The 24,269-nt window shown below is 62.4% G+C and carries 22 protein-coding genes; 8 read left to right on the plus strand and 14 right to left on the minus strand.

The features are described from left to right. The first annotated feature begins 70 nt into the window (after positions 1-70). The 4 genes from EOC83_RS07200 to EOC83_RS33015 all read left to right on the plus strand — a co-directional run bounded on the left by EOC83_RS07200 (position 71) and on the right by EOC83_RS33015 (position 2,933). Positions 71-1,249 carry an MFS transporter gene (locus EOC83_RS07200; protein WP_024503576.1) on the plus strand — a complete coding sequence of 393 codons (1,179 nt, stop codon included), beginning with the start codon at positions 71-73 and terminating at the stop codon, positions 1,247-1,249. 111 nt (positions 1,250-1,360) lie between these two features. Continuing rightward, entirely contained in the window at positions 1,361-1,819 is a 459-nt protein-coding gene (locus EOC83_RS07205) for a hypothetical protein (protein ID WP_024503577.1), read from the plus strand. A 153-nt stretch (positions 1,820-1,972) separates the two neighbouring features. Continuing rightward, a complete protein-coding gene (rpmG, locus tag EOC83_RS07210) occupies positions 1,973-2,140 on the plus strand; it encodes a 50S ribosomal protein L33 (RefSeq protein ID WP_006201775.1) in 168 nt (55 codons plus the stop codon). A 583-nt stretch (positions 2,141-2,723) separates the two neighbouring features. Continuing rightward, complete coding sequence (locus tag EOC83_RS33015) at positions 2,724-2,933, plus strand: hypothetical protein (RefSeq protein WP_013531922.1); 210 nt, start codon at positions 2,724-2,726, stop codon at positions 2,931-2,933. 316 nt (positions 2,934-3,249) lie between these two features. On the opposite strand, the gene ugpC is transcribed toward EOC83_RS33015, so the two are convergent. From ugpC to EOC83_RS07270, 9 genes are all read right to left on the minus strand, one after another. Continuing rightward, positions 3,250-4,317: a sn-glycerol-3-phosphate ABC transporter ATP-binding protein UgpC gene (gene ugpC / locus EOC83_RS07225; RefSeq protein WP_063167898.1), complete on the minus strand. Its 1,068-nt coding sequence runs from the start codon at positions 4,315-4,317 to the stop codon at positions 3,250-3,252. A 4-nt stretch (positions 4,318-4,321) separates the two neighbouring features. Continuing rightward, complete coding sequence (locus EOC83_RS07230) at positions 4,322-5,170, minus strand: carbohydrate ABC transporter permease (protein ID WP_013531924.1); 849 nt, start codon at positions 5,168-5,170, stop codon at positions 4,322-4,324. Continuing rightward, positions 5,170-6,093 (minus strand): sugar ABC transporter permease, encoded by a 924-nt coding sequence (locus tag EOC83_RS07235; protein ID WP_063167897.1) that lies wholly within the window; start codon positions 6,091-6,093, stop codon positions 5,170-5,172. Before EOC83_RS07235 ends, EOC83_RS07230 begins: the two co-directional genes overlap by 1 nt. A gap of 203 nt (positions 6,094-6,296) precedes the next feature. Continuing rightward, positions 6,297-7,574 carry a sugar ABC transporter substrate-binding protein gene (locus tag EOC83_RS07240; RefSeq protein WP_063167896.1) on the minus strand — a complete coding sequence of 426 codons (1,278 nt, stop codon included), beginning with the start codon at positions 7,572-7,574 and terminating at the stop codon, positions 6,297-6,299. Positions 7,575-7,603: 29 nt separating this feature from the next. Then, on the minus strand, positions 7,604-8,791 hold the full coding sequence (locus EOC83_RS07245; RefSeq protein WP_063167895.1) for a PLP-dependent transferase: 1,188 nt from the start codon (positions 8,789-8,791) through the stop codon (positions 7,604-7,606). Beyond that, positions 8,788-9,522 (minus strand): FadR/GntR family transcriptional regulator, encoded by a 735-nt coding sequence (locus EOC83_RS07250; protein ID WP_013531928.1) that lies wholly within the window; start codon positions 9,520-9,522, stop codon positions 8,788-8,790. The genes EOC83_RS07245 and EOC83_RS07250 overlap by 4 nt, the downstream gene beginning before the upstream one ends. Before the next feature lie 127 nt (positions 9,523-9,649). After that, complete coding sequence (locus tag EOC83_RS07255) at positions 9,650-11,122, minus strand: FAD-dependent monooxygenase (RefSeq protein ID WP_063170221.1); 1,473 nt, start codon at positions 11,120-11,122, stop codon at positions 9,650-9,652. Positions 11,123-11,643: 521 nt separating this feature from the next. Continuing rightward, entirely contained in the window at positions 11,644-13,017 is a 1,374-nt protein-coding gene (locus EOC83_RS07265; RefSeq protein ID WP_063167894.1) for a PleD family two-component system response regulator, read from the minus strand. Positions 13,018-13,050: 33 nt separating this feature from the next. Next, positions 13,051-13,422: a response regulator gene (locus EOC83_RS07270; RefSeq protein WP_013531932.1), complete on the minus strand. Its 372-nt coding sequence runs from the start codon at positions 13,420-13,422 to the stop codon at positions 13,051-13,053. Between the two features lie 246 nt (positions 13,423-13,668). Between EOC83_RS07270 and EOC83_RS07275 the strand changes: the two genes are divergently transcribed. After that, positions 13,669-13,968: a DUF3572 domain-containing protein gene (locus tag EOC83_RS07275; RefSeq protein WP_024503583.1), complete on the plus strand. Its 300-nt coding sequence runs from the start codon at positions 13,669-13,671 to the stop codon at positions 13,966-13,968. Next, complete coding sequence (locus EOC83_RS07280; protein WP_013531934.1) at positions 13,965-14,618, plus strand: hypothetical protein; 654 nt, start codon at positions 13,965-13,967, stop codon at positions 14,616-14,618. Before EOC83_RS07275 ends, EOC83_RS07280 begins: the two co-directional genes overlap by 4 nt. 10 nt (positions 14,619-14,628) lie before the next feature. Here EOC83_RS07280 and EOC83_RS07285 read toward each other — a convergent pair whose 3' ends face one another. Then, on the minus strand, positions 14,629-16,161 hold the full coding sequence (locus EOC83_RS07285) for a hypothetical protein (RefSeq protein WP_063167893.1): 1,533 nt from the start codon (positions 16,159-16,161) through the stop codon (positions 14,629-14,631). 107 nt (positions 16,162-16,268) lie between these two features. Further along, the gene (locus EOC83_RS07290) at positions 16,269-16,844 is read right to left on the minus strand and encodes a GNAT family N-acetyltransferase (RefSeq protein WP_024503584.1); all 576 of its coding nucleotides are present in this window, start codon (positions 16,842-16,844) and stop codon (positions 16,269-16,271) included. A gap of 65 nt (positions 16,845-16,909) precedes the next feature. Here EOC83_RS07290 and EOC83_RS07295 point away from each other — a divergent pair, with 65 nt between their 5' ends. Continuing rightward, entirely contained in the window at positions 16,910-18,238 is a 1,329-nt protein-coding gene (locus EOC83_RS07295; RefSeq protein WP_013531937.1) for a DNA polymerase IV, read from the plus strand. On the opposite strand, the gene EOC83_RS07300 is transcribed toward EOC83_RS07295, so the two are convergent. After that, on the minus strand, positions 18,235-18,741 hold the full coding sequence (locus EOC83_RS07300) for a hypothetical protein (protein WP_024503586.1): 507 nt from the start codon (positions 18,739-18,741) through the stop codon (positions 18,235-18,237). The genes EOC83_RS07295 and EOC83_RS07300 overlap by 4 nt on opposite strands. A gap of 198 nt (positions 18,742-18,939) precedes the next feature. Between EOC83_RS07300 and EOC83_RS07305 the strand changes: the two genes are divergently transcribed. Then, entirely contained in the window at positions 18,940-19,821 is an 882-nt protein-coding gene (locus tag EOC83_RS07305; RefSeq protein ID WP_013531939.1) for a DMT family transporter, read from the plus strand. Positions 19,822-19,833: 12 nt separating this feature from the next. Here EOC83_RS07305 and EOC83_RS07310 read toward each other — a convergent pair whose 3' ends face one another. Beyond that, a complete protein-coding gene (locus EOC83_RS07310) occupies positions 19,834-20,637 on the minus strand; it encodes a potassium channel family protein (protein WP_063167892.1) in 804 nt (267 codons plus the stop codon). 67 nt (positions 20,638-20,704) lie between these two features. Then, positions 20,705-24,232 carry a DNA polymerase III subunit alpha gene (dnaE, locus tag EOC83_RS07315; protein WP_063167891.1) on the minus strand — a complete coding sequence of 1,176 codons (3,528 nt, stop codon included), beginning with the start codon at positions 24,230-24,232 and terminating at the stop codon, positions 20,705-20,707. Positions 24,233-24,269 lie beyond the last annotated feature (37 nt).

Here is a 24,269-nt window from a genome sequence, read left to right on the forward strand (position 1 = left end):
TTCCAGGAAAGTGTGACGCGGTTTTCCGTCCGAATTGCGTAAGATCAAACAGACAGAGTATTCAGCATCCATGACGGTCGATACCCAACCAAAGGGCGACGAGCGCGTACACTGGCTGCCGATGGTGGCGGCGATCTCGTCGATCAGCGTCGTCGGCATCGCCATCGGCCTCGGCATGCCGCTGCTCAGCGTCATCCTTGAAACACGCGGCCACTCGGCTTCGATGATCGGCCTCAACACCGCCGTCGCCGGCCTCGCCTCGATCGCCGGTGCGCCGCTGGCGACCCCGCTCGCCATGCGCTTCGGCGTTGCCTGGACCATGATCGCCATGATCGCCGCCGGCGCGCTGGCCTTTGTCGGCTTCCATTTCGCACCCGATTTCTGGATGTGGTTTCCACTGCGCATCGTGCTGCACATTGCGCTGACGGTGCTGTTCATCCTGTCTGAATTCTGGATCAGCACCTCGGCGCCGCCGCACCGGCGCGGCCTTGTCCTTGGCATCTACGCCACTGTCCTGTCGCTCGGCTTTGCCGCCGGACCGTGGCTGTTCGCTCATCTCGGCAGTTCCGGCTTCAGGCCGTTCGGCGTCATCATCGCGTTGGTGACGCTGGCGGCCATACCCGTGCTGGCAGCACGCAACGAGAGCCCGTCGATCGCCTCGGATGGCGAAACCAGCAATTTCCTGCGCTACATCTGGCTGGTGCCGTCGGCGACCGCTGCCGTGCTGGTGTTCGGCGCGGTGGAAACCGGCGGCTTTGCGCTGTTCCCGATCTACGGCAGCCGAATCGGCTATTCCGAGGCCGATGCGGCCCTTCTGCTGACCATGATCGGCCTCGGCAATGTGTTGTTGCAGATCCCGATCGGCATGATCAGCGACCGCGTCAGCGATCGCCGCTACCTGCTGATTGCCTGCGCGACGGTCGGTCTTATCGGCACCGTGTTCATGCCCTTCTTCGCCCAGAATTGGCATTTGATGGCCGCGCTTCTGTTCGTCTGGGGCGGCGTCGTCGCTGCCATGTACACGATCGGCCTTGCCCATCTCGGCTCGCAGCTTTCCGGCCATGAACTGGCGTCGGCCAATGCCGCCTTCGTGCTGTGCTACGGCGTCGGCATGGTGCTCGGGCCGCAGGCGATCGGCATCGGCATGGATGCGTTCGGCCCGTCCGGCTTCGGCTGGTCGCTCGGCCTGTTCTTCGCCGCCTATATCGCTTTGGTCGCCGTCAGGTTGGTTCGCAAGATCCTGCTGTAGCGCGACTGCGGCCTGCCATGCATTTGGCACGGCACGGTGACAGGCTGCTGACAGAACCGTGTCAGGAGCACAGGGCTAAAAAGGTGTCCCAAAACACTTGAGGACACTTCCATGATCGACAGCGGCTTTGAAACCACATCGCTACGAATGACACTGCTTCTGCTCGTGACCTTCCAGGCTCCGGCCGCCGACGTCGACCGCATCATGGATGCCGTGGTGGCGATCGCGCCGCTGGCCATGGGCAAATATGACCGCAATGCCTATCAGTCGGCGCACGGCATCGAACGCTACAGGCCGCTTGACGGTGCGGCCGCCGGCGCCGAAACCGAATTGCGGCGGCGCCCCGGCACGGTCGAGGTTTCCTTCGAACTGCCGGACGACCAGGCGCTGGCCGCCCGCGTCGTCGAGGCGATTTTCCAGGCGCACTCCTACCAGGAACCGGTGATCCGCATTCAGCCGATTCTCGCCAGCCGTTCCAAGGGGCTGGACGACCGCGCCAATCCGAATCGCTGGTGGAACACGACCGGAGACTGGAAGAAGGTTGCGGCATCGGCGACGGAAACCGCATGATTTCCGCTCCCGAGCCGGCTCTGGTGGGTCGCACAAGGCCTACCGGGCTTGACTTTCCGGGCGCGTTCTTTATGTGTCGCGCCAAGTTTCCCGCGTCCGGGTGTTTCCCCGTGCTCCAGCGGCCAAAACCCCACGAACAAACGGACTGATATCATGGCCAAAGCCGCAAACATCAAGATCAAGCTTCTGTCGACCGCCGACACCGGTTTCTTCTACGTGACCAGCAAGAACAGCCGCACCAAGACCGACAAGCTGTCGTTCCGCAAGTACGACCCGGTCGCCAAGAAGCACGTCGAGTTCAAGGAAACCAAGATCAAGTAATCCGGGTTTCCCGCCGCAATGCCGAAACGCCGCCCAATGGGCGGCGTTTTTCGTTTGTAACAGTTGATTTCGTTGCATCCGAGCAGAGACTCCAGCCAAAGGATTGACCCTTAGCCATGGTTGCGGCACCCTTGGCCGTGGGTTGGGTGTCACGAATAAGGCGCCTATGGATGTCGAAGAAGTTGAAAGCTGCAATCATTGCAGCCCTTGTCGCTCTGGCTGCTGGCTTTGCCGTCAGCAACGGGCTGATAAGCCAGCAGACGGCCGATGAGATCAAGGCCAGGACTGACCAGGTTCTGACTGAGGAAGAGGCCGCACCGCCTGCACCTCAGCCTGACAGCCCCGCCACGCCTTCCACGGAACCCGCACCGCAGGCTCCGACACCTCCCGCCGCGGCACCCCCGCAAGGATCACAACAGGGTCAATGAAGAAGCCTCGCCAGGATGGGCTCCTCTCGTGCGATCGCACCATCTGAGTGTATCGTTTTAATACAATCGCCAATTGGTAGACTTGCACCACGGATAAGTAGTTAGTTTCAGCGTCAGGCAAAAAGGGGGGAAATGCCTCGCACTGGGAGAAAACGATGTCCGTACAAAAAGGCGACTTTCGAACCAACAGAGCCGACTACGTGATTGCCGCGATGCATGGCGGAGTGACCGCCGAAGACAGCGTTCGAGACGAGAACCTGGCAAGGAGAAAGAAGTCCCTGTGGCTGAAGGAGCGGCGATCGGCCAAATCGGCTGAAAACCCGTTGGACAGCTCGCCGCTGTCCAAAAGAAGCCCTCGCGGTTAGCGGTCTACAATCGCCTTCCGCGATCACACCATATCCGCACACAACCCACTCGCCCATATTGCAGGGGCCACCGTCGGTGTTGACTAACTCCGACGGTGGCCTAGTTCGCGGCGAAATGACCTCCGTTCTTTTGAGAAGACGGCGGGACTAAGGTCTTGCGCCCTAGACGCAAAGGTCCGAGCGATCCTGTTAGGTTCCGGAAATGTCTCTTGGACGTTCCGCTATTTTATCCAATTGAAATGTAGCGTTACCGTGTATGTCCCGCCCGATAGCGGCGCCTGATCCGGCTGCCCGCATCCGACCCGGCTGCGTCCCCTCAGCCGATGCGCTCGCCGCTTTTCGCATCGAACAGATGCAGCTGGTCCGGTTCGGCCGCCAACCGCACCACGTCGCCGGACTTGACGCCGGCACGGCCCATGGCAAAGACGCACAGCTGCTGGCTGGCTAGCTTGACGTAGAACTGCGTCGAAAGGCCGAGCGGCTCGACCACACCCACCTCGCCCTTCAACGCACCGTCGTCCGCCAGCTTGATATGCTCGGGCCGCAAACCGACGGTGATGGCGTCACCGTGGGTCAGTGGCAAGTCTTCCGGCAGCCGCAGCGCCTGGCCGTCGGCCAGTACGGCCTCCAACGTAGCGCCCTTGCGAACCGTCGCCGGCAGAAAATTCATGCCGGGCGAACCGATGAAACCTGCAACGAACATGTTGGCCGGCCGGTCGTAGAGATCGAGCGGCGCGCCGACCTGCTGGATCAGCCCGTCATGCATGACGACGATCCGGTCGGCCATGGTCATCGCCTCGATCTGGTCGTGCGTGACATAGACCGATGTCGTCTTCAGTTGCTGGTGCAGCGCCTTGATCTCGGCGCGCATATGGACGCGCAGCTTGGCGTCGAGGTTCGACAGCGGCTCGTCGAACAGGAAGACCTTGGGGTCGCGCACGATCGCCCGGCCCATGGCGACGCGCTGGCGCTGGCCGCCGGACAATTGCCGCGGCAGGCGCTGCAGGAAGGTATCGAGCCCGAGCCGCTTGGCGGCGCCGTCCACCCTGGAGTCGATCGTCGCCTTCTCCGCCTTCTTCAGGAGCAGGCTGAAGCCCATGTTCTTCGACACGTCCATATGCGGATAAAGCGCGTAGGACTGGAACACCATGGCGATGTCGCGGTCCTTGGGTGCTACGTCATTGACCAGCCGCTCGCCAATGCGGATCTCGCCGCCGGAAGCCTCCTCCAGCCCGGCGATCATGCGCAAAAGCGTGGACTTGCCGCAGCCCGACGGGCCGACCAGGACGACGAACTCGCCATCGGCGATTTCAAGGTCGACCGCGTGCAGGACGCGGACGGCGCCATAATCCTTGCGGACCTTATCGAGCGTAACAGAGGCCATCGATCTATCCTTTGACGGCGCCGGCGGTCAGGCCGGTGACGAGATAGCGTTGCAGGAAGGCGAAGAAGATGCAGACCGGGATCAACGCCAGGATGGATGCCGCCATCATCTGTCCCCAATCGACGGCGAACTTGCCGATGAAGGTGAGCAAGCCGACGGCGAAGGTCTTCTGGTCGTCGCTGGAAATCAGCATTAGCGCGAACAGAAGCTCGCTCCAGGCGGCGGTGAAGACGAAACCGAGCGTCGCGCCCATGCCCGGCAGCGTCAGCGGTACAATCACCTTGCGCATCGCCTGCGCACGCGTGCAGCCGTCGATCATCGCCGCTTCCTCCAGATCCTTGGGGATGCCGTCGAAAAAGGACTGCATGAGGAAGGTGGCAAAAGCCGTGTTGAAGGCGGTGTAGATGATGATCAGCCCGGTCAGGCTGTTGATCAGTCCGATCTGACCCATCACGCGGTAGATCGGCGGAATGACCATCACCAGCGGAAAGGTCTGGGTCAAAAGCAACATCAGCGCCAGTGCTGCCTTGCCGCGAAAGGTGAAGCGCGACATGGCATAACCGGCAAGCGTGGCGATGATTGTCACCAGTGCCGCCGTCGATACCGAGACGATGACGCTGTTGAGGAAATAGCGGGGGAAATCGGTGGCCTCGAGCACGGTGACGAAGTTCTGCAGCGTCATGTGCGACGGCCAGAAGGTGATGCCTTCGGAATAAAGCAGCCGCTCCGGCGTGACCGAGATCTTCAGCGTCCAGTAGATCGGGAACAAGGCAAAGAGCACGTAAGCCGCGATTGCCGCGTAGAGGCCGATGCCGCCGAAGAAGCGCTGCGAGGCTGTGCGTCCTGCGATCATCAGACGTGCCTCACCAGGGTGCGGCGGATACCGATCAGCGCAATCGCATAGGCAATGAGCAGGACCAATAGCAGCACGGCCACCGCCGAGGCATAGCCCTTGTCCAGCGATTTGAAGGCGCTGACATAGATGTAGACCGGCACAGTGTTGGTCGAGCCGGCCGGTCCGCCTTCGGTCATGACGAAGATCAGGTCGGCGAAGGTGGCGATCCAGATGGTGCGCAACATCACGGTGATGGCGATGGTCGGCGCCAGAAACGGCAGCGTCACCTTGGTGAAGCGCTGCCAGGGCGAGGCTCCATCGATGGCCGCAGCCTCATGCAGTTCCGACGGGATCGACTTCAGCGCCGCCAGGAGCGTGATGGCGAAGAACGGAATGCCGAACCAGATATTGGCGACGATCGGCCCCCACATGGCGGTTGACGGATCGGACAGCACATTGGTCGGCTCGGCCTTCAGACCCAATGCAAACAGCCAGTGCGGCAGCGGGCCGATGATCGGATTGAACAGCCAGGCCCAAGTCAGGCCCGACAGGAAGGACGGCACCGCCCAGGGCAGGAACACCAGGGCTTGTACAGCCTTGCGGCCGCGAAACGGCTTGTCGAGCAGAAGCGCCAGGCCAAGGCCGAGGAAGAACTGGAAGAAAAGGCTGGCGACCGTCCACCACAACGTGTTGACCAGCGCCTGGCCCAGCACCTGATCCGACAGCATCGCCTGATACTGGCCGAGCCCGACATATTCGGACTTGAAGGCGGAGAACTTGCGGAAGGAGTAGCTGATGCCGATGACCAGCGGCACCAGAAGCACCACGACCAGCAGGATGATCGCCGGGCTGAGATAGAGCCATGGCTCGATAGCGGCATGCGACAGCCGCTTCTTTCGAGGCTTGCCGACGGATCGTATTTCGGACACGGCATAGGTCATTGGGTGAGGATCGGCTCCCTGGAGCAGCGGATGGACAATGAGCGGGGAGAAGTGCCGGTTCACCCTCCGAAGCTGCAGCGCAGCGGCTGCGAAGGATGGGCAGGCAGATGAGGGGCAGCGCAAAGTAGGCAAAACTACCGCCGCCCCTCATCCGTCACTTCGTGACACCTTCTCCCCGTGAACGGGAGAAGGAAAGAACGCGCTTATTTCTTGTTCTTCGCCATCCAGTCCTGCTGTTCCTTGGTCAGGAAGGCAGCCCACTGGTCGGCGACGTCCTTGGCCGTCTTCTGGCCAAGCAGCACTTCCTGAAAATTCTTGATCGCCACCTGGTCGACGAAATTGCCGAGGTTCTCCAGATGCGTCGGCGGGGTGACCATTTCATATTTGGAGCTGTCGCTGAGCTCTGTGAACCAGCCCTTGAACTGCTCGGTCTTGAAATGGGGATCCTGGTCGGCACCGTTGTGGATCGGGACGACGCCGACTTCCTTGGCCCATTCCAGATTGTCCTTCGGCGACAAAAGGGTCGCCATCAGCTTCCAGGCGTCGTCCTTGTGCTGCGAGTTGGCGAACATGGCCCAACCGGCATAGCCGAGTGTCGGATAGGATTTGCCGCTCGGCCCGACCGGCAATGGCGCTACCGCGAAATCGTCGGCGCTCATCTTGTCGGCGATGCCGAGCAGCGCGTCCGGATCCTGGTTGAGCATAGCGCAGGTGCCGGAATAGAAGCCGGTGACCGTTTCGTTGAAACCCCAGCTCACCGCATCCTTCGGCGCCAGGCCGTCCTTGTACATATCGGCCAGCATCTGCAGGCCCTTGACCGAGCCCTCCTCGTTGATCGTCGAAGTGCCGTCCTCGTTGAAGTAGCCACCCTTGCCCTGAGCGATGTTCATGAACATGTGCATGCCGTTGAAGGCACCCGGCCCGCCGCGCAGGCAGTAGCCGTATTTGCCCGGAATGGCGGAGATTTTCTTGGAGTCGGCGACGAACTCGTCGAGCGTGGCCGGCGGGCCGTCCAGACCTGCCTCCTTGAACAGCTTCTTGTTCCAGAACAGCGCGTTCACATAGTAGCCGTAGGGGATCATGAACTGGGTGTTGTTGACGGTCGAGCCGAACTGCTTGGCGCGGTCGCCCAGCGTCTTGGCGTCGTCCCATTTGGCCATATACGGGCCGAGATCCTCGAGCTGGGCATTGTTGGCATAGAGGCCCATCCAGCGTTCCGGCATCTCGACCACGTCGGGCGTGTCGCCGGCCTGCACCATGGTCAGGAATTTCTCGAACGCCTGCCCCCAGGGCAGCGAGATCAGCTCGACCTTGATGCCTGGATTGGCCGTTTCGAACTCGGCGATCTGCTTCTTCAGGAATTCGGTGCGTGGCGGGCTGGTGATGACTTCGACCATTTTCAGGGTCGAATCGGCCACAGCATTTCCGGCGGAAATCGCCAGTCCCGCAACGGTGGCAAGCATGACGGTCAGTTTTTTCATGTTCAAGACTCCCATTTTGAACCCGCTTGTTATTTTCTGGCTTTTTCGAAGGCTTGGGCGACATCCGCCCACAGGTCTTCGACACTCTCCAATCCGACATTGAAGCGGATGGTTCGGGGGCTGACGCCGAAGCGCGCCATCGAATTCAGGCCCGGCGTCTGCTCCAGCGACGCCTTGGCCGGCACGACCAGGCTTTCATGCCCGCCCCAACTGACGCCGATGCGGAAATATTTCAGCGCGTCGACGAAGACGGGGATGTCAATCTCGTCCGTAACCTCGAAGGAGAACAGCCCGGCATAGCCGGCCAGCGTCGCCTTGCCCGGGTGGTTCGAATAGACGGGATGGTTGACCCGCTCGACAGCGGCATGCGCCTTCAGCCGTTCGGCGATGGTCAGGCCGCTCTTCATGTGGTGCGGCAGGCGCAGCGGCAGCGTGCGCAGGCCGCGCAGCAAAAGCCACGCTTCGAACGGTGACAGCTTGCCGCCGAGATAGGAATAGGTCTGCTCGTTGATGTGCTTGATGTGGGCAGCCGAACCCGCCACGACGCCCGCGACCGTATCGCTGTGGCCGCCAAGGTATTTCGAGGCCGAATGCAGCACCAGGTCGACGCCATGCGTGATCGGCTTCTGGAACACCGGCGTCGCCCAGGAATTGTCGATCGTGGTGACGATGCCCTGTTCCTTGGCCAACCGTGTCAGATGCGCGATGTCCTGCAGCTCGAACATCATCGAGGTCGGGCTTTCCAGATAAAGCAGCTTGGCGCCGGGAAGTGCCGCCGCGACCGCATCCGGGTCGGAGCCGTCGACATAGTCGACCTTGATGTTGAGGCGCGGCAACAGCCGCTCGAACAAACGGTAGGCATCGCCATAGCAATTGCGCACCGCCACGATGCGCTCGCCCGCACCGACGAACGCAAGCACTGTGGCGCTGATCGCCGCCATGCCACTGGAAAAGCCGCGCGCGGCTTCTGCGCCCTCGAGCGCTGCCACGCGCGCCTCGAACTCCATCACCGTGGGATTGTCGCCGCGCGAGTAGATCGGCTGCCTTCGTTTGCCGGCAAAGGTATCGGCCATCTCGGCATAGTTGGCGAAGGTGAACAGCGAGGTCTGGTAGATCGGCGGCACCACCGCACCGCCGGGGAACGGTTCGTCATGCGCCAAAAGCGTGGCCGCTTCGGTGAGATAGTCGTAATCGAAACCTGATGGATGCTCGTTCATGTCTGGCTCGAGAGTTTGAGTTTGGCCGCGCCGCGCTTGAGGTCGTCCTCGACGGTGGCGATCAGCTTGAGCGCCTCGGCGCGAGCGCCCTGCGGATCGCGGGCAGCAATGCGTTCGTAGATGGTCCGGTGATAGGGAAAGCTGGCGTGGCCGAAGTCACGCACGCCGAGCGGATGCTCCCAGAAGCGGTGAAACAGCTCATGCATGGCGGCGATGATCTGCTCGAACAGCGGATTGCCCGAGACCCGGTAGATCGCCTGGTGGAACTCCCAATCCTCTTCCGACGACATGCCCTCGCGCGTGCGGAACGCCTGTTCCATGATGTCGAGCTTGCGTGCGATCTCGGCAATATCGGCTTGGCTGGCGCGTTCGGCGCAAAGGGCTGCTGCCTCCGCCTCCAGCGCGCGGCGGATCTCCAGCGTCTGCATCAGGCTGGTGAAATCATTGCCGCCGGCCAGTGTCAGCGGCATGTGCAGCATATCAGGCGAAACAGCCGCCTTGAGATAGGTGCCGCTGCCTTGCCGGCGTTCGACGAGGCCGAGCCCTTCCCAGCGTGTCAGAGCCTCGCGCACGGTGTTGCGGCTGACCTTCAGCCGCTCGGCGAGAATGCGTTCGGTTGGGAGTCTGTCGCCCAGCTGCAGGGCTTCGGCGCGAACAAATCCCACCAACGCCTTCAACACGGCGTCGTCGCGCGCCGTGATTTGAATGGGTGGCAGGCTGTTCTGGTCCACATTTCCTCCGAGTGGTCCAATGGTCCAACCAATTCTGCACAGTTGAAAACTCCTGTCAACAAACTGTCAGGAGCACTGTCGGAGGAAGCGACGCAATATTCTCAAGGCGGTCGCGCGATCGCGTCTGCTAACCTGCGGCAGCAGGCGGCCCGAACCAGGTGGTCAGCGCGCCCACAAGGCCCCGTTGGGTTCCCGCCCCGGCCCAAGCCACATAACCATCGGGCCGGATCAAGACCGCGTCGGGCGCAACGACACTCCCGAGAGCCGGCAGGTCCCAGATACCGGCGTAACCGGCGTCGATCTGCCGAACCCGTTCTGCCCAGGGCGCGATGTCCAGTCTGCCGGGCTCACCGAGGTTGAGCAGCACGGGCCGCGCGTCGTGCAGCAAGGTGAAGACCCGCAACGGTCCGCCGGCGGTGGTCAGATCGAGATCGGGCATTCGCCGCCCAAGCAGCGGGTGCCCCTCTTCGAGGTCGTAGTGGACACACAGGCCGGACATCTCGGCTGCGATCTTTTTGCGGGGTTCATCCATGCCGAGCAACTCGGCAACGGTGTCGGCCAAGGCCTTGCTGCGGTCATCCGTGCGGCGAAGCGCGACCTGCGCCATCGTGTTACGCAACACGCGGGCGGCAACCGGATGGCGCTCGGCGTGATAGCTGTCGAGAAGGCTTTCCGGCGATATCCCCTTGATGACCTGGGCCAGCTTCCATCCAAGGTTCACCGCATCCTGCACGCCGATGTTGAGGCCCTGTCCACCCATCGGCGGATGGACGTGGGCGGCATCGCCGGCCAGCAGCACGCGTCTGTCGCGATATGCGGCAGCCTGGCGCGTCATGTCGGTGAAGCGGGAGAGCCAGGTCGGGCTGTGGACCCCAAAATCGGTGCCATAGATGGCGGCCAGCGCCTCGCTGAGCTCGCGTAGCGTCGGTTCGCCGCGCGCCTCCAGGCGGGGCTCCGTCAGCACGACGCCAACCTTCTTGCCGTCCTCGATCTTACCCAGGGCATGAATTCCGGAGGCGTTGCTGCGGAAGCCCCATGCCGGTTCTTCCGACATTTCGACCTCGGCAATCATCCAGCTCATCGTCGGATCCCATCCGGTGAACTCGATACCGGCCGCCTTGCGAATGGTGCTGCGGCCTCCGTCGCAGCCGACCAGATATGCGGCCCTCAGGCGGTGACCGGTGGACAGTTCGACGTCGACGCCGCTGTCGTCCTGGATAAACCCCGCAACCTCGTGTTCACGATAGATCGGCACCTTCAACTCGCCGACCCAGTCGGCCAGGATGCGCTCGATGTGGTTCTGCCGCAGCGCCAACAGGTAATTGTGCCGGGTTGGGAAGTCGCTGATGTCCAGGCGGATCATGTGAAAACCTACGGCCGGGCTCACTTGGCCCTGCGAGAGGAACCGATCAGCAATTCCGCGCTGGTCGAGCACCTCGATGGTGCGTGCATGGAGGCCACCTGCGCGCAGGCCGGCAAGTTTCTGATCCGGCCGCCTTTCGACAATGGCAACGTCGACGCCTGCTAGCGCCAGTTCGCCCGCCAGCATCAATCCCGCCGGACCACCCCCGGCGATCACCACCGCATGATCTGAAACCATTGTCATCACTCCCGTTTTCCGCACCTTGGTTCGGGTCGGTTTTACGGGAGGAGCCGGGTCTTGCCGCAAGCCCCTTGTGCGCCATATGTATGAAATGGAAGGGAACGGTATTGTTTCCCCTGTTGGTTGCCGCGGAACAAGCGCTCGGGGCAATTTCCCCTAACGATATCCAGATTTTCAGGCGCAAAAACCCAGAGTCTTCCGTGCTTTGGCACGGAGCTCTGATGTTCATTGGAAAGAAGGGGGCCGGTCGGCGTTTGGCAGCGGTACGAGGAGGCCACTATGTGCCAGCGCCGGCCGGCCGACCCCACGGACCCAGGAGATGCGGCGGACCTGAGCATCATGGGGTATTCCCAGGGACCGGAGCCGGCGGTCTATCCTCGTGCCGGCTTCGTCTTGGCCTGCACAGTCGCGCAAGAGCTTATAAAAATCAACAGTTTCTTAACCAAGGCTCGCGAATCGCTTGGATTAAGGTAAACGGGTAACCCTGTCGGGTTGACTGGATAATCGGGGCTGGGTCACTACGCCGCCTTGGCGACGACCCGATTGCGGCCGCCGCTTTTGGCTTCGTAGAGCGCGAGATCGGCACGCTTCATGAGCGCCGCCACCGTGTCCACGCCCTTCAGCACCGACGACACGCCGACGCTGACCGTGACTTCGATCGCCTTGCCGTCCTGGCCAATGGCGAAAGCCGCCTGGGCGATTTCGGCGCGAATGCGCTCGGCCACCTTCTCGGCCACCGCGCCCTCGGTATCCGGCATCACCACGACGAACTCCTCGCCGCCAAAGCGGCAGGCAAGGTCGATACCCCTGACATTCTTGCGCAGCCGCCGTGCGAATTCCCGCAGCACCTCGTCGCCGCCATCATGACCGTGCGCGTCGTTGATCGCCTTGAAGCGATCGAGGTCGGTGATCATCACCGACAGCGGCCGGCGCCGTGCCACGGCGCGATCGAACAGCGTCTGCAGATGGCTGTCCAGATAGCGGCGATTGTGCAGCCCGGTCAGACCGTCGGTCACCGCCATTTCGATTGTCTGGGTGACGCTGGCCCGTAGCTGGTCGTTGTAGCGCTTACGGCGCACCTGCGTGCGCAGCCGTGCCGTCAGTTCCTGCTGGTCGATCGGCCGCATGAGATAGTCGTTGATGCCGAGTTCCAGGCCGCGAATGATGCGTTCCTCCTCGCCCTCCTCCGCCAGCAGGATAATCGGCACGAAGCGGGTGCGATCGAGCGAGCGCAACTGCGAACAGAGCCTCAGCGGATCGAAATCGGCGAACGCGGTCGAGATCATCACGCATTCATAGGATGTCTCGGCGGCCTGGAAGAAACCGGCATGCGGATCATGTGTGACGTCGAGGTCGGCCCGATCACGCAGCATCTTCTGGATGCGCTCGACGGATGTTTTGCGCTCGTCGATCAAAAGCACTTTCGGCGTCGTGTCCTCGGATGCGAAATTGCGGCTGAGCAACTCCTCGATGCCGATATTGCGCGTCGTCGAGGCGCGCAGCCGCAACTCGTCGGTCAGCGACTTCAGCCGAACAAGGCTCTTGACGCGCGTCATCAGCTGCAGGTCGTTGACCGGCTTGGTCAGGAAGTCGTCGGCGCCAGCCTCAAGCCCGCGGACGCGGTCGGAAACCTGGTCCAGCGCGGTGATCATCACCACCGGAATGTGCGATGTCGCCGGATCGCTCTTCAGCCGCCGACAGACCTCCAAGCCGTCCATATCGGGCATCATCACATCGAGCAGCACGACATCGACCTTGCCGTTCTCGCAGGTCTCGATCGCATCCGGCCCGTTGGTGGCGGTCAACACTTCGAAATATTCGGCCAGCAGCCGCACTTCCAGCAGCCGCACATTGGCAGGGATATCGTCGACGACGAGGATCCGCGCAGTCATTTCATAACGCTCCGGCTCGGCTGAAGGGGCACATCACGCATCGCCCAGATAGGATTTGATGGTTTCGATGAAACGCGGCACCGAGATCGGCTTCGAAATATAAGCCTCGCAGCCACCCTGGCGGATACGTTCCTCGTCGCCTTTCATGGCGAAGGCGGTCACGGCAATGACGGGGATGACGTGCAGTTCGTCGTCCTCCTTCAGCCATTTGGTCACTTCAAGCCCCGACACCTCAGGCAACTGGATATCCATCAAGATGAGATCCGGCCGGTGCTGGCGTGCCAGATCGAGCGCTTCCAGACCGTTGCGGGTGCGCACGGTCTCGTAACCGCTTGCCTCGATGAGGTCCCGAAAGAGCTTCATGTTGAGCTCATTGTCCTCGACGATCATAACCTTCTTCGGCATCGATATCCCGTCCCGGCCGCCCTTCCGCTTCGAAGGCGACCGTCATGCGCCCATATCTGAACGCACCAAACCCTGCTTCACTTTACGGCAATATGATTGACGAAACGGAAATCCGCGGCTGGAAAACAGCGCGAATTCTACCTCGTCGCCTGCGCGTCCAAAGGGCGCGCCACGCTCTAATGGCTTGCCGCAAGCAACTCTTGCCATTACTGCGGGAGAGACTCATTCCACACACCGAAGGTAGTGATGGCAAACGCAGCGTCAATGCGCGAAGAAGCGGAATCGATTGCCGTGAAGGCCCTGGGCTTTGTCGCCTCCGATCCGGAGCTTTTGCCGCGCTTTCTGGCTATCACCGGCATAGAGGTCCATTCGATCCGCAAAGCCGCCAGTGAGCCGGGTTTCCTGGCTGGTGTCCTGCAATTCATCCTCGCCCACGAGCCGACGCTGATGCGCTTTGCCGAGGAAACCGGCACCCCGCCGGCTGCTGTCGGCAAGGCCCTGCGGTCGCTGCCGCTGGGCGATGACAATCACGAGCATTCCATATGAGCGATGATCCAGAAACAGCGCGCCAGATCGAAGAACTGGCAGCCGACAACCGGCCGTTGCTGGTGCTCGATGTCGACGATGTCGTGCTCGAATTCATCCGCCCGTTTCCGAATTTCCTCAAGACGCGTGGCTATGGCCTGACGCTGGCCTCGTTCCGGCTGACCGGCAACATCGCAGAGACGGCCAGCGGCCGCCTGATCGAACAGCCCGAAGTCACGGCACTGCTGGGCGATTTCTTTGACACGCAAGCCGATTGGCAAAACATTACGGACGGCGCGGCAGAGGCCCTGGCAGGGCTTGGCGACCGCGCGGAAATCATCTTGCTGACGGCCATGCCGCACAAACACCGTGCCGTGCGTCGTGTCCATCTCGACGCGCTTGGACTGAGCTACCCGCTTCTGACCACTGAAATGGCCAAAGGACCGGCAGTGGCCAAGCTTCGCGGCAAGGCCGGCCGACCGGTGGTCTTCGTCGACGATCAGCCGCACAATCTGGCGTCGGTGCGGGAATCGGTCGCCGACGCCGAACTGTTCCACCTGATGGCCGACAATTCACTGCGCGCATTCCTGCCCCCGGTGACGGACGATGTGGTCGTCGTCCAGGACTGGCACGAAGCCGCGCCGAAGATCGCAAGCGCGCTGGGGCTCTAAACTCCAGCCTTCAAGGGTTCAGTTTCGCACCTGCGCCGCCGCTGTCGTCCCCGCTGTCATCGTCGCCGTCACCATCGTCCACGCTGTCGTCCACGGCCGGATCGGCAGGCTTCAGCATGACGCCATTGACGGTGACCGAACCGTCGGCCTTGGCGTTGACGATCCATTCCAGCCGTCCATCGGACAGCGTCTTGCCAAAGCCCTTCGCCATGAGAGCGACTGGCACGTATTGGGCCACCTCCGGTTCCGACTTTGCCGCTTCCTGCAGGCCTTCGACAAGCTTGTCGAAGCCGGCGACATCGACGGTCACGCTACCTTCGGGCTTTTCGCCCGGGAATGTCATCTCGCCTTCCAGGGCGATCTCCGTATCCTTGTTCTTCACGGTGCTGTGGCCAAGCACGACCTTCGGCGTCTTGGCCATGAAGTCGGCCTTAAGCTGCTCGCCGAATTCGGCAGACAGCGGCGGATTCTTATTGAGATCAAAGGCTTCGATCGCCTTCTTCGCCATGCTGTCGAGATCGATATTGGCGCCGCCAAAGTTCAAATCGACATCGGTGGGCAACAACCCCACGCTCCAGCTCGGGAGAAGCTGGGTCGGCACGGTCAGTCCCGATGCCTTGATGCCGTAGGTGATCGTGCCGTTTTGGGCGACGCCGTCGGAGCCGAACACGGTGCTGAGCTGGGTGGCGCCGAAATTGCCGACCGGGCTTTCCACCGCGAAATCCTTGAAACCATAGGTCCCGTCGATACGCTGCCAAAGCGGTAAGGCGGCGAACAAAAGCGATTTGAGCTGCGCCTGGTTGGCCTTCAGCGTCGCCTCGTCCTCGTTGGCCACAGCAAATGCCAGGAGATCGAGCAATGGCTTGGTCTGCACGCCCTTGCCGCTGGCTTCGACCGACAATTCCGGCGACCTGACGGTGACCGGGAATTTCAGCCCGCTCTCGGGGTCATCGAAATTGATCGCTTCGACAAAACTCGACACCTTCTGCGAGGTTGTGAAATCGACGCCCCCGGTCGCCGACTTGGTCGCGGCAACGGTCGCGATGCCAGCGCCGGCGCTGGCCTCCATGTGCTGCTTGGCATCCTTCGACGCCATCGTCATGCCGGCCATCGAACTGGTGCCGCTGGTGAAGGCCGCCAGATTTGGATCGTAGACGCCCGAGCCCTTGCCGTCCTTGATCGAAAACTGAGTGCTTTGCAGGCCTTCGGGTCCGTTGAACTCGAAGGAGGCGCTCTGGGAGAAATCCATCGAGACATCCCAGGATCCGTCGCTGCGCGGCTTGACCATCAGGGCATAGGGCGCGAAGTCGAACTTCAGCAGTTTCTGGTCCGGAAATGATGCGGCAAGTGCCTTGAAATCGAACAGGATCTTGTAAGCACCACCTTCCAGCGAAACCTTCAAAATGCCTTTGTCGATCGCCTGCTTGCCGACATAGCGGGACAAGTCGTCGGACAATTGCTTCGCACCCTGACTGTCGACGGTCTGACTGAGAGCAGGGGCACTCAACGCAAGAAGGAACACGAATGGCAGGGCACGGTTCACGCGAATTCTCCGTTTGACCGAGAAGAAAGGCTTTGTCCGTCTGGTATGAAATTACCGCTGCAACCGCAAGGTGAGATCGACAACGGCATCCGGGCAGGCAATCTCGATCAAAGCACCAGCCGCATCAGCGGCCGACCGGCCTTGCGTTCCAACAGCCTCTCGAAACCAGCCTTCTCGAAGACCCGCGACGAGCCGACGAACAGGCCGATCGAACGCGAATCGCGAGACAGATCTATCGGACAAGCCTCGAGCAGCCGTGCACCGTTCTGGCGGGCAAAATCGATGCCGCCTTCGACGAGGCGATGCGTGATGCCCCTGCCGCGCGCCTTGCCGCGGATGAAAAAGCAGGAGATCGCCCAGACGGCCGGATCCGTGGCGTCGGCAGGATCGACCGGTGCCGACCCCCTGCCCTGGTTGTTCCATTCGGGCACGTCGGCGCGCGGTCCGATCTGCATCCAGCCAACCGCCTGACCGTCCTCGAATGCCAGCAGGCCCGGCGGCGGGCCGGCCTCGATGCGCGCCTTGATGTGGTCCTTGTTGCGTTCCCGGCTGCTCTCGCGACGCATCGCCGGCGCCAGCCGGAAGTGCGTGCACCAGCAGCCGTAGCAGGCACCTTGCTTGCCGAAGAGGTCCTCGAATTCAGCCCAAAGCTCGGGCGCAAGCGGCGCTATGGTCGTGCTCATGCGTTCTCCCCAGGCCAGCCTTGTCGCTGGCCTTGCACTGTCGTACCATTGCCTCTGTTCTCTTTATGTTCGCAGCGATGGCGGCCCCTGTCAACAATCCCGATCACGGTTTTTGCCGCGACTGCCTGATGCTTCAGCGCAGCCAGACGCGCCGCTGCGAGCGCTGCGGCAGCCCCCGGCTTGCGCGTCATCCCGAGCTTTACCGGCTGCATCTGGCCCATATCGATTGCGACGCCTTCTATGCGGCAATCGAAAAGCGCGACAATCCGGCGCTCAAGGACAAACCGTTGATCATCGGCGGCGGCAAGCGCGGCGTGGTCTCCACCGCCTGCTACATCGCCCGCATCCAGGGCGTCCGCTCGGCCATGCCGATGTTCAAGGCGCTCGAAGCCTGCCCGGAGGCGGTGGTCATCAGCCCCAACATGGAAAAATACGTCCGCGTCGGCCGCGAAGTGCGCGCCATGATGCAGGCGCTGACGCCGCTGGTCGAGCCACTGTCGATCGACGAGGCGTTTCTCGACCTCGCCGGCACCGAACGACTGCACGGCCTGCCACCCGCTGTGGTGCTGGCGCGCTTTGCGCTGGCGGTCGAGAAGGAGATCGGCATCACCGTTTCGGCCGGCCTGTCCTACTGCAAGTTCCTCGCCAAGATAGCGTCGGACTTCCGTAAACCGCGCGGCTTCTCGGTCATCGGCGAAGCCGAGGCGGTCGGCTTCCTGGCGGCGCAGCCGGTGACCATGATCTGGGGTGTCGGCAAGGCGTTCAACGCAACGCTGGAGCGTGACGGCATCCGCACCATCGGCCAGCTGCAGCAGATGGATCGCGGCGACCTCATGCGCCGCTATGGCACGATGGGCGACCGGCTCTACCACCTTTCGCGCGGCGAGGATGTCCGCCGCGTCGATCCCGATCAGGACGCCAAGAGCGTATCGGCCGAAACCACCTTCGACACCGACATCGCGTCGCTGGAGGAACTGATCGCGGTTCTCAGGGGTCTTTCGGAAAAGGTTTCGGCACGGCTGAAAAAGTCAGGCATTGCCGGGCGCACCGTGGTGCTGAAACTGAAGAGCCAGGATTTCAAGCTGCGCACGCGCAATCGCCAGCTCGGCGACCCGACCCGGCTCGCCGACCGCATCTTTCAGACTGGGGTGGAGCTTCTGCGCAAGGAAACCGACGGCACGAAGTATCGGCTGCTCGGCATCGGCGTCAGCGACCTCTCGGACGACGACAAGGCCGACCCGCCCGATCTGGTCGACATCCAGTCGCGCAAGCGCGCCATGGCCGAGGGCGCCATCGATGCCTTGCGCGACAAGTTCGGCCGCAAGGCGGTGGAAACCGGCTACACATTCGGCAAGGGCCGCGATGCCCATCCGCCGGAGCCGCTCGAGGATTAGGTGCGCTGCAAGTCTATCCTGCTCGTCACCACGCTCTTGCCGGTTTTCGGGTCGGTGTCGATGACGGTCAGCCGCATGCCGTTCTCGCCGCGTTTCTCGACCTTCATCTGCGCCCTTCGGTCGCCATTGACCTCCTTGGCCCAGCGAATGCCCAGGTTGATCGCATTGCCCGAACGGCTGCCGTTGAGTTGCGCCGGTCCCGTGCGAGAGCCGACATAGGTGCCGCTGTATTTGGCACCTGTAACTTTCAGATTGGCGCTGATGGCCCGCGACACCACAATGAGACCGCGGCAATTTCCATCCAGCGATAGCGAGGTTGAGGTCGCATTCGACTTGAAGCTGCACGATACGCTGACGTTCGGAGCATCCGTGGTTACCTGGACAGTGCCCTTGCCGGCGAAATTGCCCTTGAACGACTGAAGAAATTGGGTCTCGTCGGCATGTGCTGCGCCTGCCGCAACCAATAGACCGCCGGTAAGCGCGAATTGCGCGAAGGATCTCATCGAAGCTCTCCTTGTCGTTTTCGAAAAAAGGCGGGGCGATCCACGAGCACGGCTGACCATCGGGACTCAACGCCACCTACCATTTCAGGTTCCGTCCGCCACATGACTGTTTTACAACATCGAGCCAGTCGCGACTGGCCCAGAAGAATGCCTTGGCTAGCGGTTGCGGCAGAGGTGCTGGCCTGCGACATAGCGCGAATGGCACCCACCCCCTCGATCCCCAAGGCCGCGTTCTGGATGGCGCTGTCTATCGCCTCGTTCCTTGGCATGACGGTCGCCGGCCGGGCCACGACAGCGGAGCTCAACGTCTTCCAAGTGCTGGAGTTGCGCTCCGTGATCGGCTTCTTCATCCTGCTGCCGCTGGTGATGATGAGTGGCGGCTTTCAAGCCATGCGCACGCAGCGCCCGGTTGCCCATATCGCCCGCAACGTCATCCATTACACGGGCCAGGCGGCATGGCTCTACGCCCTCACCTTGATTCCGCTGGCCGTGTTGATCTCGATCGAATTCACCACTCCGATCTGGACAGCTATCCTGGCGGTGATCTTTCTGGGCGAAAGGCTGAACCGGCCCAAGTTGGCAGCGATCGCGCTGGGGCTGATCGGCGTGGTGATCATCGTGCGCCCCGGTGTCGGCTCGGTCGATCCTGGACATCTCGTCGTGCTGGGCGCCGCGGCCTGCTTCGGCATCTCGGTGGTCACCGTCAAGTCGCTGACCCGGACAGACAGCGTCGTACGCATCATCTGCTGGATGCTGATTGTCCAGTCGGTGGTCGGTCTCATCCCGGCGCTCTATACGTGGCGCAACCCGCCACTGGAGCTATGGCCATGGATCGTGCTGATCGCCTTCACCGGCATGTCGTCGCATTTCTGTATGGCCCGAGCGCTTGGCTATGCCGACGCGACCATCGTCTCGCCGATGGATTTTCTACGCGTGCCGCTATCGGCACTGATCGGCTGGCTGCTCTATAGCGAGCAGATCGACGCCTTCACCGCCGGCGGCGCGCTGCTGATCCTGATGGGCAATCTGCTCAATCTGCAGCGCAGGCAGATAAAGCCGGCCGAAGTGGCGGCGTCGTAGTCCCGCCGGCCGTCAGTTCCCTTCGTCGGGTATGTTGAGAAGATGGCCGCAGGCCTTGCAATGCACGGCGTCCGGCTCGTGCCGCCGCAAGCCGCACTGCGGACAGGGAAACAACACCTTGGCTGGCCGGAAGATCGCCTGAGCCAGTCTGACAAACAGCGATATGCCGATGATCATGGTGACGATTGCCGTCAGCTTGCCGGCCATGCCCGGCAGCACGATGTCGCCGAAGCCGGTCGTCGTCACCGTGGCGACAGTGAAATAAAGCGCGTCGATATAGTTTTCCAGGCCGGCGCCAGTGCGAAAGAAGAACGTGTAGACGAAGCCGGTGATGACGAACAGGAAGGTCAAAAGGTTGATGACCGCGTGGCTGGCCTCTCGCCACGGCCGCAGTCCTCGCATCTCGAAATGCCGCCAGAGCGAACCGCTGCGCGACAGCGACCACAGCCGCAGGATGCGCAGGAAGGCGAGATTGGCGAACGCCGTTGGCATCAGCAGCGTCAAGAGGATGAAGACATCGACCCACGAGGTCGGCTGCTTCATCAGCCGCAGCATGTTCTTGGAGGCAAGCAGGCGGGCAGCGAGGTCCGCGGCAACCAGCGCGGCCGCCGAATAGTCGAGCCAGAGGAAGGACGGCTTGTCCTGGAGAACCGGCGTCGCGATGAAGAAGGCGATGATGGCGAGGTCGATGACGACGGCCACCAGTTGGAACCGGAAAGCGGCCGGCGTGCGCCCATGATAAAGCCTGCGCAGCCGGTCACGCAGCCGCGCCAAGGCTGAAACCGCCTGCGACCCATTCCTCTGCGCCGGCTTCATGCTGACTGCGCCGGCGTTGGCCGCAGCGACCGCCCGGCTGATTGCCGCGCCCCGAAAAGAGCGGGGGTCACACCAATTCCACTTCGACCACGCCCGGCACCGCGCGCATCGCCGAGGCGATCTGCGGCGAGATACGGTAGCGGTTCGGCAGCTCTATCTCGATTTCACCCTCGCCTTCTTCCTTGATCAGCACGAAACTGACCTGGCCTTCGCCCCTGACGGTCAGTTGGCCGGCCAGCGTGTTGATCGGCGTGGCGTTGCGCACGAAGATACGCAGCGCCTTCTGGATGCGACTTGCCTCATCCTCCAGCGACTGCACCGAGTTGATGCGCAGATTGACGCCTTCCGGCCTGTCCTCGGCCGCAACGGTGATGACGACGGAGCGGCCGGCCTCGAGCAGGTCGCGATACTGTGCCAGTCCTTCCGAAAACAGCACGGCTTCGTACTGGCCTGACGTATCCGAAAAGGCGATGACGCCCATCTTGTTGCCGGTGCGCGTCTTGCGTTCCTGCTTGGATGTCACCGTGCCGGCCAGGCGGCCGGCGGCGGCACCGCGTTTGACGGCCGCCGAGAACTCGGCCCACGTTTGCACCCGCATCTTCTGCAGGGCCGCCTTGTACTCGTCGAGCGGGTGGGCCGAGAGGTAAAAGCCGACCACCTGGAATTCACGGTGCAGCCGGTCGGCGGCGAGCCACGGCTCTGTCGCCGGCAGATTGAGTGCCTGCGACTGGGCGCCGAGCGAGGCGCCGAAGATGTCGTGCTGTCCGGAAACCGCGTTCTGCTGCGCCAGCGACGCCAGCCCCATCATGCGTTCCACGCCCGCCATCATCGACGCGCGGTCGTGGCCGAAGCAGTCGAGCGCGCCGGCCATGATCAGGCTTTCGAAGACGCGCTTGCCGACGATCTTGGGATCGACCCGCTCGCAGAAATCGGCGAGGTTCTTGAACGGCTTTTCGCCACGCTGGGCAACGATGTGCTCGACCGCCGCGTCGCCGACGCCCTTGAGCGCTGCCAGCGAATAATAGATGCGGTTCTCACCGACCTCGAAGGGGCGAAAGCTCGATGTCACCGACGGCGCCAGAACCTCGATGCCGAGGCGCAGCGCGTCCTGGCGGAAATCGGCGAGCTTGTCGGTGTTGCCCATGTCGAGCGTCATCGACGCCGCCAGGAACTCGACCGGATAATGCGCCTTGAGATAGGCGGTCTGGTATGAAACCACCGCATAGGCGGCGGCGTGCGATTTGTTGAAACCATAGTCAGCGAACTTGGCCAGCAGGTCGAAAATGAAGTCGGCTTGCGGCTTGCCGACGCCACGCTCGACCGCGCCGGAGACGAAGCGCTCGCGCTGCTTGTCCATCTCGGCGCGAATCTTCTTGCCCATGGCGCGGCGCAGCAGATCGGCTTCGCCGAGCGAGTAGCCCGACAGCTCCTGCGCGATCTGCATCACCTGTTCCTGGTAGACGATGACGCCTTGCGTCTCCTTCACCAGATGGTCGATCTTGGGATGGATCGAGGCCATCTCCTCCTCGCCATGCTTGCGGGCGTTGTAGGTCGGGATGTTTTCCATCGGGCCGGGTCGATACAGTGCGACCAGCGCGATGATGTCCTCGATGCAGTCGGGCCGCATGCCGATCAGCGCCTTGCGCATGCCGGCACTTTCCACCTGGAACACGCCGACCACTTCGCCGCGCGACAGCATGGCGTAGGTCTCGGGATCGTCGAGCGGGATGGTTGCCAGGTCGATCTCGATGCCGCGCCGGCGGATCAGCTTCACCGCCGTCTCCAGCACGGTCAGCGTCTTCAGGCCGAGGAAGTCGAACTTCACCAGTCCGGCCTGCTCGACATATTTCATGTTGAACTGGGTGACGGGCATGTCCGAGCGCGGATCGCGGTACATCGGCACCAGCTCCGAGAGCGGCCGGTCGCCGATGACGATGCCGGCGGCGTGCGTCGAGGCATGGCGGTAGAGGCCTTCCAGCTTCTGCGCCATGTCGAGCAGCGTCTGAACGATCGGCTCCCTCTCGGCCTCTTCGGCAAAGCGCGGCTCGTTGGCGATGGCGTCGGCGAGCTTGACCGGATTGGCCGGGTTCTGCGGCACCATCTTGGAGAGCTTGTCGACCTGGCCATAGGGCATTTGCAGGACGCGGCCGACGTCGCGCAGCACGGCGCGCGCCTGCAGCGTACCGAAGGTGATGATCTGGCCGACCTGGTCGCGGCCGTATTTCTGCTGGACGTAGCGGATGACCTCCTCGCGCCGATCCTGGCAGAAGTCGATGTCGAAGTCGGGCATCGACACGCGGTCGGGATTGAGGAAGCGCTCGAACAGCAGCGAGAAGCGCAGCGGATCAATGTCGGTGATGGTGGTCGAATAGGCGACCAGCGAGCCTGCGCCCGAACCGCGGCCAGGCCCGACCGGAATGCCTTGCGCCTTGGCCCATTTGATGAAGTCGGCAACGATCAGGAAGTAGCCGGGAAACTTCATCTTGGTGATGATGCCAAGCTCGAAGTTCAACCGCTCGCGGTATTGCTCGACCGTATAGCCCGCGGTCGGGCCATGCATGGCAAGGCGCGCGTCGAGCCCCTCATGGGCCTGGCGGGCCAGTTCGTCGGCTTCCGCCTGCACGGCGGCGTCATTGTCGGCGACATCGCCGCCGGTGAAGCGCGGCAGGATCGGATTGCGGTTCTTCGGGTAATAGGAGCAGCGCAGCGCGATCTCGACAGTGTTGTCGATCGCCTCCGGCAGGTCGGCAAAGAGCCTTGCCATATCGGCCTGGCTGCGCAGGAAATTGTCGGGCGACAGCCGGCGGCGGTTGTCGGCGGCAACGACCGATCCCTCGGCAATGGCAATCAGCGCGTCATGTGCGTCATAGTCGTCGCGAGAGGAAAAGAACGCCTCGTTGGTGGCGACCAGCGGCAGTTCATGGGCATAGGCCAGATCGATCGAGGATTTTTCGATCACGCGATCATAACCGGAAACCCGATCAAGCTCGACATAGAGCCGGTCGCCGAACATCTCCTTGAGAGTCAGAAGCCGGGCTTCGGCCAGATCGCGGCGATCTTCCTTGAGCGCGGTGCCGATCGGTCCGCGCGGTCCGCCGCTGAGGCAGATCAACCCGTCACAATAGCCTTCCATCATTTCCGTGGTCAGGTGCACGGCTTCGCCCGGCGGCGTTTCGAGGTAGACGCGGCTGACCAGCCTGACCAGATTGGAATAGCCCGCCTCGGTCGCGGCAAGCAGAACGACCGGCCGCATATCGGGACCTTGCCGTCGGCGGTCGCGCTGGCCATCGCTGTTTTCGCCGGAAAAGGCGAGCGCCGTCTGGCAGCCGATGATCGGCTGGATGCCGTCCTTCACCGCCTTCTGCGCGAATTCGAGCGCGCCAAACAGGTTGTTGGTGTCGGTAACGGCGATGGCCGGGGCTTCGTCCTTGACCGCATGAGCCACCACCTTGCCGATCTGCAAGGCGCCTTCCAGCAGCGAATAGGCCGAATGCACGAGCAAATGGACGAAGGGCCGCGCCGGGGCCTCCGGCCGCGCCGCAGCAATCGCCGCTTCTCGCTTCAAGGGATCGCGGGGGAGTTTTTCGTCGGCCATGGTGCTGCGTGAAGGTCCTTGAGTCGATGGAGATGTA

This window comes from Mesorhizobium sp. Primo-A, from assembly GCF_003997175.1.
Classification (GTDB): Bacteria; Pseudomonadota; Alphaproteobacteria; order Rhizobiales; family Rhizobiaceae; genus Mesorhizobium; species Mesorhizobium ciceri.